This is a genomic window from Pseudomonas sp. R38(2017) (assembly GCF_002112395.1).
In the GTDB taxonomy this organism is placed as follows: Bacteria; Pseudomonadota; Gammaproteobacteria; order Pseudomonadales; family Pseudomonadaceae; genus Aquipseudomonas.
The window spans coordinates 598031-614241 of the sequence record NZ_NEHN01000001.1; the positions used below are offsets into that span (position 1 = coordinate 598031).

General features: G+C 62.3%; 15 protein-coding genes. 10 read left to right on the forward strand and 5 right to left on the reverse strand.

Annotated features, from left to right (window positions below; all coding sequences use genetic code 11):
• The first annotated feature begins 171 nt into the window (after positions 1 to 171).
• Positions 172 to 1023 carry a DUF1989 domain-containing protein gene (locus CAF87_RS02860; protein ID WP_085730555.1) on the forward strand — a complete coding sequence of 284 codons (852 nt, stop codon included), beginning with the start codon at positions 172 to 174 and terminating at the stop codon, positions 1021 to 1023.
• Positions 1024 to 1068: 45 nt separating this feature from the next.
• Here CAF87_RS02860 and CAF87_RS02865 read toward each other — a convergent pair whose 3' ends face one another.
• Both CAF87_RS02865 and eat read right to left on the reverse strand, forming a co-directional pair.
• Entirely contained in the window at positions 1069 to 1236 is a 168-nt protein-coding gene (locus CAF87_RS02865) for a DUF2897 family protein (protein WP_065257130.1), read from the reverse strand.
• Between the two features lie 118 nt (positions 1237 to 1354).
• On the reverse strand, positions 1355 to 2719 hold the full coding sequence (gene eat / locus CAF87_RS02870; RefSeq protein WP_085730556.1) for an ethanolamine permease: 1365 nt from the start codon (positions 2717 to 2719) through the stop codon (positions 1355 to 1357).
• A gap of 302 nt (positions 2720 to 3021) precedes the next feature.
• On the opposite strand from eat, the gene kdpF reads away from it, so the two are divergent.
• From kdpF to CAF87_RS02900, 6 genes are read left to right on the forward strand one after another with little or no spacing between them, the layout of a single operon-like run.
• A complete protein-coding gene (gene kdpF, locus CAF87_RS02875; RefSeq protein ID WP_007899818.1) occupies positions 3022 to 3111 on the forward strand; it encodes a K(+)-transporting ATPase subunit F in 90 nt (29 codons plus the stop codon).
• An 8-nt stretch (positions 3112 to 3119) separates the two neighbouring features.
• Positions 3120 to 4814, forward strand: a complete 1695-nt coding sequence (gene kdpA, locus CAF87_RS02880; RefSeq protein WP_085730557.1) for a potassium-transporting ATPase subunit KdpA — start codon at positions 3120 to 3122, stop codon at positions 4812 to 4814.
• Positions 4815 to 4824: 10 nt separating this feature from the next.
• Positions 4825 to 6891 (forward strand): potassium-transporting ATPase subunit KdpB, encoded by a 2067-nt coding sequence (kdpB, locus tag CAF87_RS02885; RefSeq protein WP_085730558.1) that lies wholly within the window; start codon positions 4825 to 4827, stop codon positions 6889 to 6891.
• 57 nt (positions 6892 to 6948) lie between these two features.
• Complete coding sequence (gene kdpC, locus CAF87_RS02890; RefSeq protein WP_085730559.1) at positions 6949 to 7494, forward strand: potassium-transporting ATPase subunit KdpC; 546 nt, start codon at positions 6949 to 6951, stop codon at positions 7492 to 7494.
• Positions 7495 to 7522: 28 nt separating this feature from the next.
• Entirely contained in the window at positions 7523 to 10174 is a 2652-nt protein-coding gene (locus CAF87_RS02895; protein WP_085730560.1) for a sensor histidine kinase KdpD, read from the forward strand.
• Positions 10175 to 10222: 48 nt separating this feature from the next.
• Positions 10223 to 10921 (forward strand): response regulator, encoded by a 699-nt coding sequence (locus tag CAF87_RS02900; protein ID WP_085730561.1) that lies wholly within the window; start codon positions 10223 to 10225, stop codon positions 10919 to 10921.
• On the opposite strand, the gene CAF87_RS02905 is transcribed toward CAF87_RS02900, so the two are convergent.
• Complete coding sequence (locus CAF87_RS02905; RefSeq protein WP_085730562.1) at positions 10918 to 11955, reverse strand: patatin-like phospholipase family protein; 1038 nt, start codon at positions 11953 to 11955, stop codon at positions 10918 to 10920. The genes CAF87_RS02900 and CAF87_RS02905 overlap by 4 nt on opposite strands.
• Before the next feature lie 218 nt (positions 11956 to 12173).
• Here CAF87_RS02905 and CAF87_RS02910 point away from each other — a divergent pair, with 218 nt between their 5' ends.
• The 3 genes from CAF87_RS02910 to CAF87_RS02920 all read left to right on the forward strand — a co-directional run bounded on the left by CAF87_RS02910 (position 12174) and on the right by CAF87_RS02920 (position 14213).
• A complete protein-coding gene (locus tag CAF87_RS02910; RefSeq protein WP_041069470.1) occupies positions 12174 to 12452 on the forward strand; it encodes a hypothetical protein in 279 nt (92 codons plus the stop codon).
• Positions 12453 to 12529: 77 nt separating this feature from the next.
• On the forward strand, positions 12530 to 13297 hold the full coding sequence (locus CAF87_RS02915; protein ID WP_085730563.1) for a CHAD domain-containing protein: 768 nt from the start codon (positions 12530 to 12532) through the stop codon (positions 13295 to 13297).
• Positions 13298 to 13418: 121 nt separating this feature from the next.
• Positions 13419 to 14213 (forward strand): acyl-CoA thioesterase II, encoded by a 795-nt coding sequence (locus CAF87_RS02920; protein ID WP_085730564.1) that lies wholly within the window; start codon positions 13419 to 13421, stop codon positions 14211 to 14213.
• A 1-nt stretch (position 14214) separates the two neighbouring features.
• Here CAF87_RS02920 and CAF87_RS02925 read toward each other — a convergent pair whose 3' ends face one another.
• Positions 14215 to 14580, reverse strand: a complete 366-nt coding sequence (locus CAF87_RS02925; RefSeq protein ID WP_085730565.1) for an Mpo1-like protein — start codon at positions 14578 to 14580, stop codon at positions 14215 to 14217.
• A 119-nt stretch (positions 14581 to 14699) separates the two neighbouring features.
• The gene (locus CAF87_RS02930) at positions 14700 to 16178 is read right to left on the reverse strand and encodes a methyl-accepting chemotaxis protein (protein WP_085730566.1); all 1479 of its coding nucleotides are present in this window, start codon (positions 16176 to 16178) and stop codon (positions 14700 to 14702) included.
• Between the last annotated feature and the right edge of the window lie 33 nt (positions 16179 to 16211).

Below are 16211 nucleotides of genomic sequence, written 5' to 3' on the forward strand. Positions count from 1 at the left end.
ACTCTCCGCAACAAGACCGCCATCTTAACCAATGCAAATTGAATGGTGACTGTACTTCTACTTCTAAAAAGCCTGCCGGTGAATCCAACATGTTCGTAACAGCCGTCAATGGTTGGCACGGATAGTGGTAGCAGCTCACAAAGTTGCCATCACCGAAGGAGCAGGAGAACCATGTACAAAGACTATCCGGCCGCCTATCAAGTCAGTAAGGGCTCGGCCTTGCAGGTCAATACACCGTTTTATGAGCGGATTCGCGACCAGAAGGCTGCGCGGACCCTGATCGAGCAATTCGAAGTGCCGATCCGCACCGGCCGCGCCTGGCATGTTCCGGCGGGGCATGTGTTTCGTGTCACCACACCGGTGGGGCCTCAGGTGGGCGACTTCAATGTGTGGAATGCCCACGATCCGCGTGAACGGATGTGGGCGGCGCGCACCCGACAACTGCAGGGCGCGCATGTCAGCACCCATGATCGTCTCTGGTCGAACCTGCCTTTTCTACGGCCTCTGGTGACCATCACCGATGACAGCCTGGCCGATTACGGCATCGATGAACACGGCGGGCGCCTGCACGACTTGCTCGGCACACGCTGTGATCCGTATGTGAACAAAATGCTCACCGGCGAAGACTTCCACCATCACTGCCACTCCAACCTGACCCGCGCCGTGCTACCGCACGGTCTGACCGAATTCGATGTGCATGACGTTTTGAACATCTTTCAGTGCACGGGGCTGAATCATGATGACTTGTACTTCATGAAGGCCTGCCCGGCGCAGAAGGGCGATTATCTGGAGTTCTTTGCGGAAATCGACTTGCTGTGTGCATTGTCGACGTGTCCCGGCGGTGATCTGTCGCTGGCGATGTGGGGGCCGGACGCGCAGGATCCATTGAGCGTGTGCCGCCCGCTGGGTGTGGAAATCTATCGTCTGGACGAGTCTCTGCTGGAAGGCTGGAGCTCGCCGGAGCGCGCGGCGTACAAAGGCCTGCATGGCTTGCACATTGCCAAGGCCGACTGGGAAAAGTAACCGCGATAAAAAACAAACCCCGCCGATTCAGGCGGGGTTTTTCGTTCAGCGGTCCTGCGCGTCCTTGATGTCCGCTTCGGCATTGCGCTCGGCAACGCGTTGACGTTGTTCTTCGGTCAGTTCGACCTTGTTGGCGGTGTCGCGCAGCATCATCAGACCCCCCACGATCGAGCCGATTGCAACGACCAGAATCAACCAGGCATACCAGGGCATAGCGGCTCTCCTTAATGGCAGGTCGCCGGGCGAGGATTTCGCCGGCGATGCTGCTTACCACGTTTGAGCGATGGGAAATCGCAGTGGTTCCATTCTAGGCCGGTTATGCCCGGTGCGGTTAAAGCCCCGTCAGCATGGCATCCGCCGGAGCGTTCGCGCGCAACTGCCCGGTGAGCAAAAAGTAGCCGAAACCGACCGCCATGATCCCCAGGAAAATCAGGCCGATCAGCGCATTGAACCACGCCATCGCTACCAGGCACACGATTGCCAGGACCAGCGCAATGAACGGGATCAATGGGTAGCACGGCGCGCGGAAAGTCCGCTCCAGATTCGGTTCGCTTTTGCGCAGCTTGAACAGACTGAGCATGCTCATGATGTACATCACGATGGCGCCGAACACGGCCATGGTGATCATTGCGGCAGTGAGGGTCATGCCGCCGAGGTTGATCAGGCCGTCGCTGTAAATGGCGGCAATGCCGATGATTCCGCCGGCGATGATCGCCCGGTGCGGCGTCTGGAAGCGCGACAGCTTCGCCAGCGAGGCGGGCAGGTAACCGGCACGGGCGAGGGCGAAGAACTGCCGCGAGTAGCCGAGAATGATCCCGTGGAAACTCGCCACCAGCCCGAACAGGCCGATCCACACCAGCATGTGCAGCCAGCCGGAATTGTCGCCGACCACCGCTTTCATCGCCTGCGGCAGCGGGTCGTTGATGTTCGACAGGGTGCGCCAGTCGCCGACGCCGCCGGCAAAGAACATCACGCCCATGGCCAGCAGCACCAGGGTCAGGATGCCGCTGATGTAAGCCTTGGGAATCGTGCGTTTCGGATCCTTGGCTTCTTCTGCCGCCATGGCCGCGCCTTCAATCGCGAGGAAGAACCAGATCGCAAACGGAATCGCCGCGAACATCCCGGCGATCGCCGGTGCGCCGAACACGTCCGCGCCGGCCCAGCCATTGAGGGCGAAGTTGCTGAAGCTGAAGGCGGGTGCGACCACGCCCATGAACACCAGCAACTCGGCGACGGCCAGCACGCAGACGATCAACTCGAAGGTCGCGGCCAGTTTCACACCAAGAATGTTCAGGCCCATGAACACGATGTATGCACCAACCGCTGCGTGTTTCGGATCGAGGGCCGGAAACTGTACGTTCAGATAGGCGCCAATCGCCAGCGCAATCGCCGGTGGGGCAAAAACGAATTCGATCAGCGTTGCCAATCCGGCGATCAATCCGCCCTTTTCACCAAAAGCCCGGCGACTGTAGGCAAACGGCCCGCCCGCATGCGGGATCGCCGTGGTCAGTTCGGTGAAGCTGAAAATGAAGCAGGTGTACATGGTCGCGACCATGAACGAGGTCACCAGAAAGCCCAATGTTCCGGCGACGCCCCAGCCATAACTCCAGCCGAAATACTCCCCGGAAATCACCAGCCCCACCGCAATGCCCCACAGGTGCAATGTGCCCAGCGTGGGTTTGAGTTGTGTGTTCATGCGTTTGCTCCCTGAACGGTTTGGAAAGCTCGGGGGAGGGCGTGTGCAGTGGGCGTGCCATTTTGTATTGGCGGGTCGCAATGGGCTGAAAGCTGTCGTATCGGGGATGTTCGCGACTCGATAGCCACATTTCTGTGCGCCAGTCAGGTGCGTCGGCCATCGGGAACAGTCGTAAAGAAGGCATAAACCCACTCTTTACGCATTCTTTATGCCCCGCCCGCACCCTCGGTCTCGTTTCTTTACAGCCTCCTTTCCGACAATGCCTCCACACGCGGCAATAAGCCGTAACACGGAGATCTTCCATGAGCGTTCTGGACGGGGTGTCCCTGCTGCTGGCAGTGGGGCTGTTCATTTATCTGTTGGTTGCGCTGTTGCGCGCGGACCGGAACTAGGAGCGGCTATGCACAGTTATGACTATTGGCAGATCCTCGCGTTTTTCGCGTTGGTGTTGCTGCCGGCGCCGTTCCTCGGGCGCTTCTACTACAAGGTGATGGAAGGTCAGCGCACCTGGCTGACGCCGATTCTCGGCCCGGTCGAGCGCGGCTGTTACCGCATTGCCGGGGTCGATCCGCAAGCCGAACAGAGCTGGCAGAAGTACACGCTGGCGCTGCTGGCGTTCAACCTCGCGGGTTTCCTGTTGCTGTTCGCGATCCTGTTGTTCCAGGATCACCTGCCGCTGAACCCGCAAAACCTGCCGGGCCAGGAGTGGACCCAGGCGTTCAACACCGCCGTCAGCTTCATGACCAACACCAACTGGCAGTCCTACAGCGGTGAAGCGACCCTCAGCTACCTGAGCCAGATGGTCGGCCTCACCGTGCAGAACTTCGTCAGCGCCGCCACCGGTCTTGCCGTGCTCGTCGCGTTGTGCCGTGGCATCGGTCGCAAATCCACCAAGACCCTCGGCAACTTCTGGGCCGACATGACCCGCGCCACCCTCTACGGTCTGCTGCCGCTGTGCCTGCTGCTGGCGCTGTATCTGGTGTGGCAGGGCGTGCCGCAGACCTTCGCGCAATACGTGAATGCGGTGACTCTGCAAGGCGTGGATCAAGTAATCCCGCTCGGCCCCGCAGCCAGCCAGATTGCGATCAAGCAACTGGGCACCAACGGCGGTGGTTTTTTCGGCGTCAACTCGGCGCATCCATTCGAGAATCCGACCGCGTGGAGCAACCTGTTCGAAGTCACTTCGATCATCCTGATCCCGGTGGCGCTGGTGTTCACCTTCGGTCACTACGTCAAGGATCTGCGTCAGAGCCGCGCCATCATCGGCTGCATGCTCGCACTGTTCCTGATCGGCGGCGCCACGTCGCTGTGGGCCGAGTATCAACCGAATCCTGCGCTGAACAACGTGGCCGTCGAACAGACCGCACCGCTGGAAGGCAAGGAATCGCGTTTCGGCACCACTGCCACCGTGCTCTGGTCGGTGACCACCACCGCAGCCTCGAACGGTTCGGTCAACGGCATGCATGACAGCCTCAACCCGCTCAGCGGCATGGTGGCGCTGGTCAACATGATGGTCGGCGAAGTGATCTTCGGCGGCGTCGGTGCCGGGCTCTACGGCATGTTGCTGAACGTGCTGATCGCGGTGTTCCTCGCCGGTCTGATGATCGGCCGCACCCCGGAATACCTCGGCAAGAAACTCCAGGCCCGCGAAGTGCAACTGTTGGTCGTGACCTTGCTGGTGATGCCGGTTGGCGTACTGGTGCTGGGCGCGATCGCCGCTGCCCTGCCTGGCCCGGCGGCGACCATCAGCAACCCCGGCCCCCACGGTTTCAGCCAGTTGCTGTACGCCTATACCTCGGCCAGTGCCAACAACGGTTCGGCCTTCGGTGGCCTGAGTGCCAACACCCCGTTCCACAACCTGATGCTGGGCCTGGGCATGTTGATCGGTCGCTTCGGTTACATCCTCCCGGTACTGGCCCTGGCCGGCAGCCTGGCGATGAAGAAAACCGCGCCGATCGGCCAGAACAGCTTCCCGACCCACGGCCCGCTGTTCGTGACCCTGCTGACCGTGACCATTTTGCTGGTGGGCGGCCTGACCTTCTTGCCGACCCTGGCGCTCGGCCCGATTGCCGAACACCTGAGCATGGGCTTCTAAGGAATCCATCATGAATATGCATGTTCCAGCTTCAAAACCTGCGGTAGTTGCCAAGTCGGCAGAAGCGCCCAAAACCGCGATCAGCGCCCTGTGGCGTCCGGCGCTGGTGCAAGCGTTCGTCAAGCTCGACCCACGCCAGTTGGTGCGCTCTCCAGTGATGCTGGTGGTCGAACTGACCGCGATTTTCACCACCGTGTTGTGCTTCATCCCGGACAACGTCGTGCCGACCTTCGTCGCGGCACAAATTGCGCTGTGGCTGTGGTTCACCGTGCTGTTCGCCAACTTCGCCGAAGCGCTGGCCGAAGGCCGTGGCAAGGCCCGCGCCGACAGCCTCAAGGCTGGCAGCGAAGGCCTGAGTGCGCGACGCAAACTGGCCAACGGCAGCTTCCAGGTGGTGCCCGCCGCCAGCCTGCGCAAGGGTGATGTGGTGCGCGTTGAAGCCGGGGAGATGATCCCCGGTGACGGCGAGGTCATCGAAGGCATCGCGGCCGTTAACGAAGCGGCGATTACCGGTGAATCGGCTCCCGTGATCCGCGAGTCCGGCGGCGACCGTTCTGCGGTCACCGGCAACACGCGGCTGGTGTCCGACTGGCTGCTGGTGAAGATCACCGCCAACCCCGGCGAATCGACTCTGGACCGCATGATCGCGCTGGTCGAAGGCGCCAAACGCCAGAAGACCCCGAACGAAGTGGCGCTGGACATTCTGCTGATCGGTCTGACCCTGATCTTCCTGCTGGTGGTCGTGACCCTGCAACCGTTCGCTCACTTTGCCAACGGCAGCCTGCCGCTGGTGTTCCTGGTGGCGCTGTTGGTCACGCTGATTCCGACCACTATCGGCGGCCTGTTGTCAGCGATCGGTATCGCCGGGATGGATCGTCTAGTGCGCCTGAACGTGATTGCCAAGTCCGGTCGTGCAGTGGAAGCAGCGGGTGATGTGCACGTGTTGCTGCTGGACAAGACCGGCACCATCACCTTCGGCAACCGTCGTTGCAGCGCGGTGTATGCCGCTCCCGGCGTGAGTGGTCGCGAGCTGGCCGAAGGCGCGCTGTTCGCTTCGCTCGCCGATGAAACCGCCGAAGGCAAGTCCATCGTCGAGTACCTGCGTGGCCTGCATCCGCAAGCGGAACCTGCGCTGGATGTGTTGACTGCGGTGCCGTTCAGTGCGGAAACACGCTTGTCCGGTGTCGACTATCAGGGCCGTGTATTCCGCAAGGGCGCGGTGGATTCGCTGCTGGCATTCCTCGGTCAACAACGCAAGGATCTGGCGCCGGCGCTGTCCCGGGAAATCGACAAGATTGCCCAGAGCGGCGGCACCCCGTTGCTGGTCTGTGCCGACGGCAAACTGCTCGGTGTCATCCACTTGAAAGACGTGGTCAAGCCGGGCATCCGCGAGCGTTTCGCCGAGCTGCGCAAACTGGGGATCCGCACGGTGATGGTCACCGGCGACAACCCGCTGACCGCCGCCGCGATTGCCGCTGAAGCAGGCGTCGACGATGTACTGGCCGAAGCGACGCCAGAGAAGAAACTGGCGCGCATCCGTCACGAGCAAAACGACGGTCGCCTGGTCGCGATGTGCGGCGACGGTGCCAACGATGCCCCGGCGCTGGCCCAGGCTGACGTCGGCATGGCGATGAACGACGGCACTCAGGCGGCGCGTGAAGCGGCCAACATGGTCGATCTCGACAGCGACCCGACCAAGCTGCTGGATGTGGTGCAGATCGGCAAGGAACTGCTGGTGACTCGCGGCGCATTGACGACCTTTTCCATCGCCAACGACGTGGCCAAGTACTTCGCGATCCTGCCGGCACTGTTCGCTGCGATCTACCCGCAACTGGGCGTGCTGAACATCATGCACTTGAGCAGCCCGCAGAGCGCGATCCTGTCGGCCATCGTCTTTAACGCTTTGATCATCGTCGTGCTGATCCCGCTGGCCCTGCGCGGCGTGCGGGTGCAGGCGGCGAATGCGGCGGCGTTGCTGCGACGCAACCTGCTGATCTATGGCCTGGGCGGGATTCTGGTGCCGTTCGTGGGGATCAAGGCGATCGACATGTTGCTGACAGCGTTGCATCTGGTTTGACCCTGAACAGCGGTGTGCCGGGCACACCGCTTTAAGCCCGAATTCGAGGAGTCTGAAATGTCCACATTGTTACGTCCGGCCCTGAGCCTGCTGGTGCTGATGACCCTGGTCACCGGCGTTGCCTATCCGCTGGTGGTCACCGGTGTTGCGCAAGTCGCATTCCCCGAGCAGGCCAACGGCAGCCTGGTGCGCGATGCCGAAGGCAAGGTGCGCGGCTCGTCCCTGATTGCTCAGGATTTTGTCGGCGATGCGTGGTTTCATCCACGTCCGTCGGCCGGTGCCTTTGCCACCGTGTCGAGCAGCGCGAGCAACCTGGCGCCGAGTAATCCGGCACTGGCCACTCGGGTGATCGATGACGCCAACAAACTGCTGGTGCCCGGTCAGGGCCCGGTGCCGCTGGCGCTGCTGACTACGTCCGGCAGCGGTCTCGATCCGCACTTGCCACCGGCCGCGATTGCCTATCAACTGGCGCGTGTCGCCCACGCGCGCAACTTGCCGGTGGCGACCTTGCAACAGTTGCTCGACGCCCACATCGAACAGCCGCTGGTGGGGCCGCCGGTGGTGAATGTGCTGGCGTTGAACATGGCGCTGGAAAAGCTGTAATGAATCCTTCAGGAAGAGAGCTTCAAGCATGAGTGACTCCGGCCGCGCCGACGCGCTGTTAGCAGAACTGCCCCGCGACGGACGCGGCCGGCTCAAGGTTTTTCTCGGCGCCGCGCCGGGCGTGGGCAAGACCTTCGCCATGCTGCAGGCCGCCCATAGCCAGCTGCGCCAGGGCGTGAAAGTCATCGCCGGTGTGGTCGAAACCCACGGACGCGCCGAAACCGAAGCGCTGCTCGGCGGCTTGCCGCAACTGCCGCTGGTGCGTTCGGAATACCGTGGCGTGACGCTGGAGGAAATGGACCTCGACGGTCTGCTCGCAGCAAAACCGAAACTGGTGCTGGTCGACGAACTCGCCCACAGCAACGCCCCCGGCAGTCGCCACGCCAAACGCTGGCAGGACATTCAGGAACTGCTCGCCGCCGGCATCGACGTCTACACCACGGTCAACGTCCAGCACCTGGAAAGCCTCAACGATCAGGTGCGTGGCATCACCGGCGTGCAGGTGCGCGAAACCCTGCCGGACTGGGTGCTGCAGGAAGCCTACGAACTGCTGCTGATCGACCTGCCGCCCCGGGAACTGCTCGAGCGCTTGCGCGAAGGCAAGGTCTACGTGCCCGAGCAGGCCCGGGCCGCGATCGATGCGTTTTTTACCCAGACCAATCTCACCGCGTTGCGGGAACTGGCGATGCAGACGGCTGCGGCGCAGGTCGACAACGATCTGGCCCAGGGCTACCGCAAGCTCGGTCAGGCCGCGCCGGCAGTGCGCGGACGCTTGCTGGTCGGCGTCGATGGCAATGCCGATGCCGAACGTCTGGTGCGTCATGCCAGCCGTGTCGCCCAACGTCGGCATTTGCCGTGGAGCCTGGTGCACGTCGACAACGGCAGTGTGCGCGATGAGCAATCGCGGCTGCGCCTGCAAGGCGCCCAGCAACTGGCCGAACGGCTTGGCGGGGAAGTGGTGCTGCTGCGGGCCGGCGAAGTGGCGAAGACCCTGATTCAGCATGCAACCGAGCGCCGGGCCAGTCTGGTGCTGGTTGGCCAGTCGCGCCCGAGTCTGCGCCGGCGCTTGTTCGGTGGTGGTCTGGCAGCGCGATTGTTGCGTCAGTCCCATGGCCTGGAAATCAACGTGCTGGACAGCGATCACGAGCAGCACGCGCCACGCCTGCGGACGGCGCCAACGCTGGTGTGGTTCGACTACGCGCTGGCGCTGGTGGCCACGGTGTTGGCCAGTGCGCTGGCGTGGGCGGTGTCCAGCGTATTGCCGTTGCCGAACATCTCACTGGTGTTCCTTGCCGCGGTATTGCTGGTGGCGGTACGCAGCAGTCTGGGGCCTTCGCTGGCTTGTGCGGCGTTGTCGTTTCTGACCTACGACTTTCTGTTCATTCCGCCGAATTTTTCCTTCGCTATCCAGCGCGAAGAAGACGTGCTGACCTTGCTGTTCTTCCTGCTGATGGCAGCGCTTACCGGCAACCTGGCGGCGCGTCAGCGGCGGCAATTGCAGGCGTTGCGCGATACCCAGGAAGAGACCACCGAGCTGCTCGACCTTTCGCGCAAACTCACCGCCGCCACCGACCGTCAGGCCGTGGTCAGCGCCGCCGCACAGCACCTCAATGGCTGGAGCGATCTGCAACTGTGCCTGCTCAATCGCGACGGGCAGGGTGGCTGGAAAGTCGAGACCGGTGGGCCGTTGCAGTTCACTGAATCCGAACGCGCCGCTGCCGACTGGGCCTGGCAACACGATCAACCGGCGGGCATGGGCACCGGCACGTTGCCTTTCGGGCGTTGGTGGTGGTGGCCGTTGTCGGTGGAGGACGGGCCGCTCGCACTGCTCGGTGTGTGTGCCAAAGAAGGTCAGACTTTGAGTGGGCAACGCCGCCGCTTACTGACCGCACTGAGCCAGCCACTCGCTCAGGCACTGGCCCGAGCGCAACTGGCCGATGACCTGGAAGCCGCGCGCCTGCACGGCGAAACCGAACAACTGCGCAGCGCCTTGCTGGCTTCGGTGTCCCACGATCTGCGCACGCCGCTGACGTCAATGCGCGGCAGCATCGACAGCCTGCTGGCACTCGGCGAAGCAATCCCGCTGGAGGATCGCCGCGAGTTGCTCGAAGGCACTCGCGATGAAGCCGAACGTCTCGACCGTTACATTCAGAATCTGCTGGACATGACCCGCCTCGGCCACGGCGCCCTGAAACTGGCGCGGGACTGGGTATCGCCGGCGGACATCGTCGGCAGTGCGCTCAATCGCCTGCGTGCCGTATTGTCATCATTGCAAGTCAGCACCGACGTACCGGCCGAGTTGCCGCTGCTGTTCGTCCATGCCGCGTTGATCGAACAGGCGCTGGTGAACGTGCTGGAAAACGCCGCGCGTTTCTCGCCGTCCCACGGCCGTCTGCAACTGCGTGCCGGGGCGGATGACAGCGAGGTGTTTTTCTCGGTCAGCGATGAGGGGCCGGGGATTCCCGTCGATGAGCGGGCGAAAATTTTCGACATGTTCTACACCGCCGCCCGGGGCGATCGCGGCGGGCAGGGCACCGGCCTGGGGCTGGCGATCTGTCAGGGCATGGTCGGCGCCCATGGCGGGCGGATCAGTGTCGGCGACGGCATCGACGGGCGCGGCACCTGTATCACCCTGCACCTTCCTTTGCAGGCACAACCGGGGATGGACGGTGAAGCCTGATCCGCGCTGCGCTACTCTCTTGCCACTCTTTTGTGTTGATGTGAACTCATGACTCAGACCGCGACCATTTTGGTCATCGATGATGAACCGCAGATCCGCAAGTTCCTGCGCATCAGCCTCGCCTCGCAAGGCTACAAAGTGCTGGAGGCCGGCACTGGTGCCGAGGGCCTGGCCCATGCGGCGCTGAATAAACCTGACCTGTTGGTGCTCGACCTCGGTCTGCCGGACATGGACGGTCAGCAAGTGCTGCGCGAGTTTCGCGAGTGGGCTACGGTACCGGTGCTGGTGCTCTCGGTGCGCGCCAGCGAAGGGCAAAAAGTCCAGGCGCTGGATGGCGGCGCCAATGACTACGTGACCAAGCCGTTCGGCATTCAGGAATTTCTCGCCCGGGTGCGCGCGTTGCTGCGTCAGGCACCGGCCGGCGAAGCACAGCAGGCCGCGTTGAATTTCGGCCCGCTGACCGTGGACCTAGCGTATCGCCGCGTGTTGCTCGACGGCGTCGAAGTCGCCCTGACCCGCAAGGAATACGCGGTGCTGGCGCAACTGGCGCGGCATCCGGGGCGGGTGATCACCCAGCAGCAATTGCTCAAGGATATCTGGGGCCCGACCCACACCGAAGACAGTCATTATCTGCGGATCGTGGTCGGGCATCTGCGGCAGAAACTGGCGGACGATCCGACCCGGCCACGGTTCATCGTGACCGAGGCCGGCGTTGGTTATCGGTTGTTGAACGAGAACAGCCTTTAGTTCTGTTCGCTCTCGTAACGGTCGAGGGTGTCCCGGGCGATCTCGCGACCCAGCGCGATCAGCTCCGGCGCCTTGTAGAACTCGAAGAACCGGCACACCCGCTTCGGTACGTTGATCAGGATGTCCGGCGGATACCCGGCGATTTTGTACTGCGCCAGCGAGGTCTGCATCACCTCGAAACTCTGGTTGATCAAGTCCAGCAACGATGCCGGCCCGACGTTATCGATGATGAACGAACCGGTGGCGGATTTCGGGGCGCCTTCACGTTCGGGAGCGGCCGCCGGTTGCTGGGTTTCAGGCTCCGCACCTTCGACCCACGGGTTGATCTCGGCGGCCTCGGCGCGCAACGCCTCCTGTTCGAGTCGCAGCAATTGCTCGGCTTGAGTGCGGCGGAACGGCATCTTCGAACCGAGTGAACTGATCAGGTTGTCGAAGCGGCTACGAAACGCGGCAGGCCGCTGGATCACCGGCAATTTGTAATGACGCTGGTTGGTCGAGTTGAGATTGACCGCGATGATCAGATCGCAATGGCTCGACACCACCGGCACGATCGGCAACGGGTTGAGAATCCCGCCGTCCACCAGCATCCGGTTGCCTTGCATCACCGGCGTGAACAGACTGGGAATCGCCGCCGAGGCACGCATCGCCTGATGCAGGCAGCCTTCCTGAAACCAGATTTCCTGTTGATTGGTAAGGTCGGCGGCCACCGCCGTGTAGGGGATGCGCAGCTCCTCGATGTTGACCTCGCCGACGATCTTGCGGATCTGGCCGAAGACCTTTTCGCCACGGATTGCGCCGAGACGGAAACTCACGTCCACCAGCCGCAGCACATCGAGATAATCCAGGCCTTCGATCCAGTTGCGGTACTCGTCGAGTTTACCGGCGGCATAGATTCCGCCGACCACGGCGCCCATCGAACAACCGGCAATACAGGCGATGTCGTAACCACGCCGTTCAATCTCTTCGATGACCCCGATATGGGCATAGCCCCGGGCGCCACCGGAGCCCAGCACCAGTGCGACACGCTTTTTCATCAGACTTCCTCCCCGACAGGTTTCCACAATGCACCCATCGAGGGTCGGGCTACAATCGTCACGGTCGCTCGGGGTGGCGATGGCGTCGTTATTTCGATACTTCATGACCCGCTGGCGTTATCTTTCGCCGTGCGGTGGATTCACGGGGCACAAGGCACTTTTTCACCACCCGAACGTCTTAACTGCACGACTGTTGACCTATCTTTGAGGTGTAAGTGATGAAAGCCTGGATCTGTGTGCCCTTGATTGCCCTGGCATTGGCCGGTTGCGCTGGCAAGACTGCTTATCGCGACAGCTGCGGCAGCCAGCTCGACGCGGCGTGGCATGAACTGGACCTGGCCAAGGCCGAGGGTTTCGCCGGCACGGTCAGCTACTCCAAAGCCCTGTCGTTGCTGACTGCGGCCAAGACTCAGCAGCAATTCGAGGGATTCGAGGGTTGCAGCAAAAAAGCCGAGAAGGCGCGTTTCTACATTCGCGAATCCCGCGCCGGGCGCTAAGCTGCTGACGTAGCGCAAGTGCAGCTGCCGTGCGCAGGCGCACACTCATGCAGCGCCATTGAATTCAGGAGCAAGTAATGTCTGCGTTGGTCGACCGGTTGGTGGCTCATGTCCTGAGCCTGGAAGTCAGGCTGCTGGCCTGTCAGGCACGTTTGACCGCTCGGACCGACCCTGAGGCGCTGCATGATCTGCGAACCACCGTGCGCCGCTTGCGCAGCCTGTTGCGGCCATTGCGCGGCTTGCCCGGTGTCGAGCAACTGGAAGATGCGGCCGCTGCTGTCGGGCAACTGACCACGCCCTGGCGTGACCGCGAGGTGCTGGCAGCCTGGCTGACCGAACATGGCCAGCCTGAAGCCGCGCAGCGGCGCATGGCGCAGATGGCCGAGGCTTACCCGACTTTGGCAGCCAGTGCCGAAGTGGCTTCGCTGCTGATGATCCTCGATGCGTTTCCGCGTTTCCTGAGGGCGTCCCAGCGTCAGGGCTTGCTCGATGATCTGGACAAACGCATCGAAAAACGCCTGGGCAAACAATGGAAGAACCTCGACGTGGCGCTGCACGATCCGGCCCACGACCGTCATCGTCTGCGCCTGTTGATCAAGCGGGTGCGCTACGGGATCGAAGCCTATCCCGAACTCGATCGCCTGCCTAAAGCTGCGTTGGAGCGCCTGAAGTCTGCGCAAGGCGCCTTGGGCGACTGGCATGATTGCTGGCAGTGGCTGGCGAAAGCCGAGCAGGAATCAGATCTGCAGCCCTGCATTGCTACCTGGCAGGCGACCATGGCCAAGGCCGAGATCAAGGCTGACCGGGTGCTGGAAAAGCTCAGCGCAGCCTGCTTCAAGTCCTGAAACCCTCTACAGCTCGGCGCGGCTGTCTTATCTGTCAGTCTCTTTGACCGGAATGGACGCTGCGCCGCTCTGTCGCGCTGGTTAAGATCCGGTCATTCCCTTTTTCGTGTCCGAGGTTCCCATGCGCTTTTGCGATCTGATCGATGCTGTCCGTCGTCAACCGGAGGTCACGATTCCTGCGGAGTGGGGTCAGGGCCGAGCCAGTTTTGGCGGGTTGGTTGCCGCACTGCAATTTGAAGTGATGCGCACTCGGGTGCCAACTGGACGGCCGGTGCGTTCGCTGGCGATCACCTTCGTCGGCCCGGTCGAGCCCGAAGTGCCGGTGAGCTTCGAGGTCGAGGTGTTGCGCGAAGGCAAAGCGGTCATTCAGGTGCTGGGACGCGCCGTGCAGAACGGTCAGGTGGTGACGATGGTACAAGGCAGCTTCGGTGCTTCGCGCCCTTCGGAAGTGGCGGTTGCAGCCTATCCGGCGCCCGAGATGAAGCACTGGGACGACTGCCAGGAACTGCCGTACATCAAAGGCATGACCCCGGAGTTCATGCGTCATCTGGCGATGCGCTGGAGTGTCGGCGGCATGCCATTTACCGGCATTCAATCGCGGCTGATGGGCGGCTGGGTGCGCTTGCGTGGGGATGTGAAGGAAGAGCCGGTCAACGAGGCGCATCTGCTGGCGCTGGTCGATGCCTGGCCGCCGGCGCTGTTGCCGTATCTGAAGAAACCGGCACCGGGCAGTACGCTGACCTGGACCATCGAATTCGTTCAGCCCTTACACGATTTGAGCACGCTGGACTGGTGCCAGTATCTGGCGGACATCGAGTATGCCGCCGACGGTTACGGCCACGTCGCCGCCAAGCTGTGGAGCGCGGAGGGTGAACTGATCGCCATGAGCCGGCAGACGGTGACGATCTTCGCCTGACTCAATGCCGGCGGTGACGTTCACGCCAGGCGCGATACCAGCCGCCACTGAGAAAGAACCGTGGGAAGGTCAGAAACTGCTCGACCAGCAGGCGCGATACCGCGTCCTTGCGATCACTGAACGGCTCGGAGGCTTGCGCCTCCAGGCTGTGGCCGTGGCGCTGCAGACCCAGCGCCGCGACGATCCCGATGACGCCAATCGCCACGCTCGCCAGACTCAGGCTGAACACGCCAGAGACGATCAACAGAAACGCAACGATGAACAGCGGCACGGCGATCAGGTGCAACACCAGATTGGTCGGGTGCTGATGATTGGCCGGGTACGCGCGCCATTGCCACGCGGGAAGGTTGGGGTGACGTTTGCCCATGTTGCTGCTCCTCAATCCATGTTCGATTCATAGTTGAAGAATAGGCCCGGGTGGGCAGGGCGGCGAATCAAGGTTGGCTATTGCAGTGATAGGGACAATGGTCATTCTTGATGTTGTCCCTAGAGCTTCAACTGACCGATTGCCTTGTTCAGCTCACCGGCCAGCGTCGCCAGCTCGTTACTGGTGGTCGCCGAATCCACGGTCTGCTGCACGGTGTTTTCGGTCACATCACGAATGCTCACCACCGCGCGGTTCATCTCTTCGGCCACTTGGCTCTGCTGTTCTGCCGCCACGGCAATCTGCGTGTTGCTCTCGCGCATCTGCGCCACCGCCCCGGTGATTTCCGCCAGCGCTACACCAGCCTCTTGCGCCTGCTGCACGCAGTCGTCGGCCTTGTACGAACTCTCCTGCATGAAATCCACCGCGTCGCGGGTGCCGGCCTGCAATGCCGACACCATGGTGGTGATTTCATCGGTGGAGGTCTGCACGCGCTTGGCGAGGTTGCGCACCTCGTCGGCGACCACCGCGAACCCGCGACCCATTTCCCCGGCGCGCGCCGCTTCAATGGCGGCATTGAGGGCCAGCAGATTGGTCTGCTCGGCGATGCTGTGGATGACGCTGACCACGCCGTTGATTTTCTGGCTGTCCTCGGCCAGGCGCTGGATCATTTCGGCGGTCTGCTGCACGCCGCTGGACAGGCCGGCAATCGAATGCTGAACGCGTGTGACCACCTGCTGACCGCTGCCGGCCAGGCCGTCGGCAGTCTGCGACAGGTCGCGGGTGGCGCCGGCGTGCTGGGCGATGTGGTAGACGGTGGCGGTCATCTCGTTGATCGCGGTGGCCGCCTGATCGGTTTCGCTCTGTTGACCAAGCATGCCGTGGCGCACCTCGTTCATGCTCGATGCCAGCCGCGCAGCACCGACGTCCAGTTGCCGAGCAGTGTTGGCCACAGTAGTGACCACACGCTGGTAGCCGGCCTGCATCGCGTTGAACGCATTGGCCATCTGACCGACTTCGTCCTTGCAGGCCAACGGCACCCGCGCCGAAAGATCGCCGGTTTTCTCCACGTGCAGCATCACGTCTTTGAGCGTGTTGAGCTGGCTGAGCAGGAAGCGGATCAGCAACTGTGAAGCACCGAGCATCGCCAACATCAAAATGAACACTGCCACCGCATAGTTGGCGAAACGTTCGCTGAACACCTGGCTCAGGCTCGGCGCGAAAGCAATCACCGCAACCTGGCCATCAGCGCGGCTGAACACCTCGGCACCGAGCAACGGGTTTTCGCCAAACAGCGGCAAGTGACTGATGTCGACCCAGCCGTTACTGTCGGTGATTTCCAGCAGCGGTTGATCGTTGAGGCGCGGCGCTTCACCGCGTTTGAACGTCAGCACCTGATCGCTCTTGGGCAGGGCCTGATCCGCAGGCCAGGCCTTGAGCAATTGCGCCTGCGCCTGCGCCGAGGTTTGCGCGGCATGGCTGCGTGCCTGCTGTTCGAGCTGTACCGCGTACAAGACCAACAACAGGGTGGTGACAAAGGCGACCGCATTGACCGCCCAGAATTTGTATTTCAGCGAGATATTGCTAAGCCAGGCACCCATGGAGGTCTTCTCTGATAGCGGAAACAGTTTTGG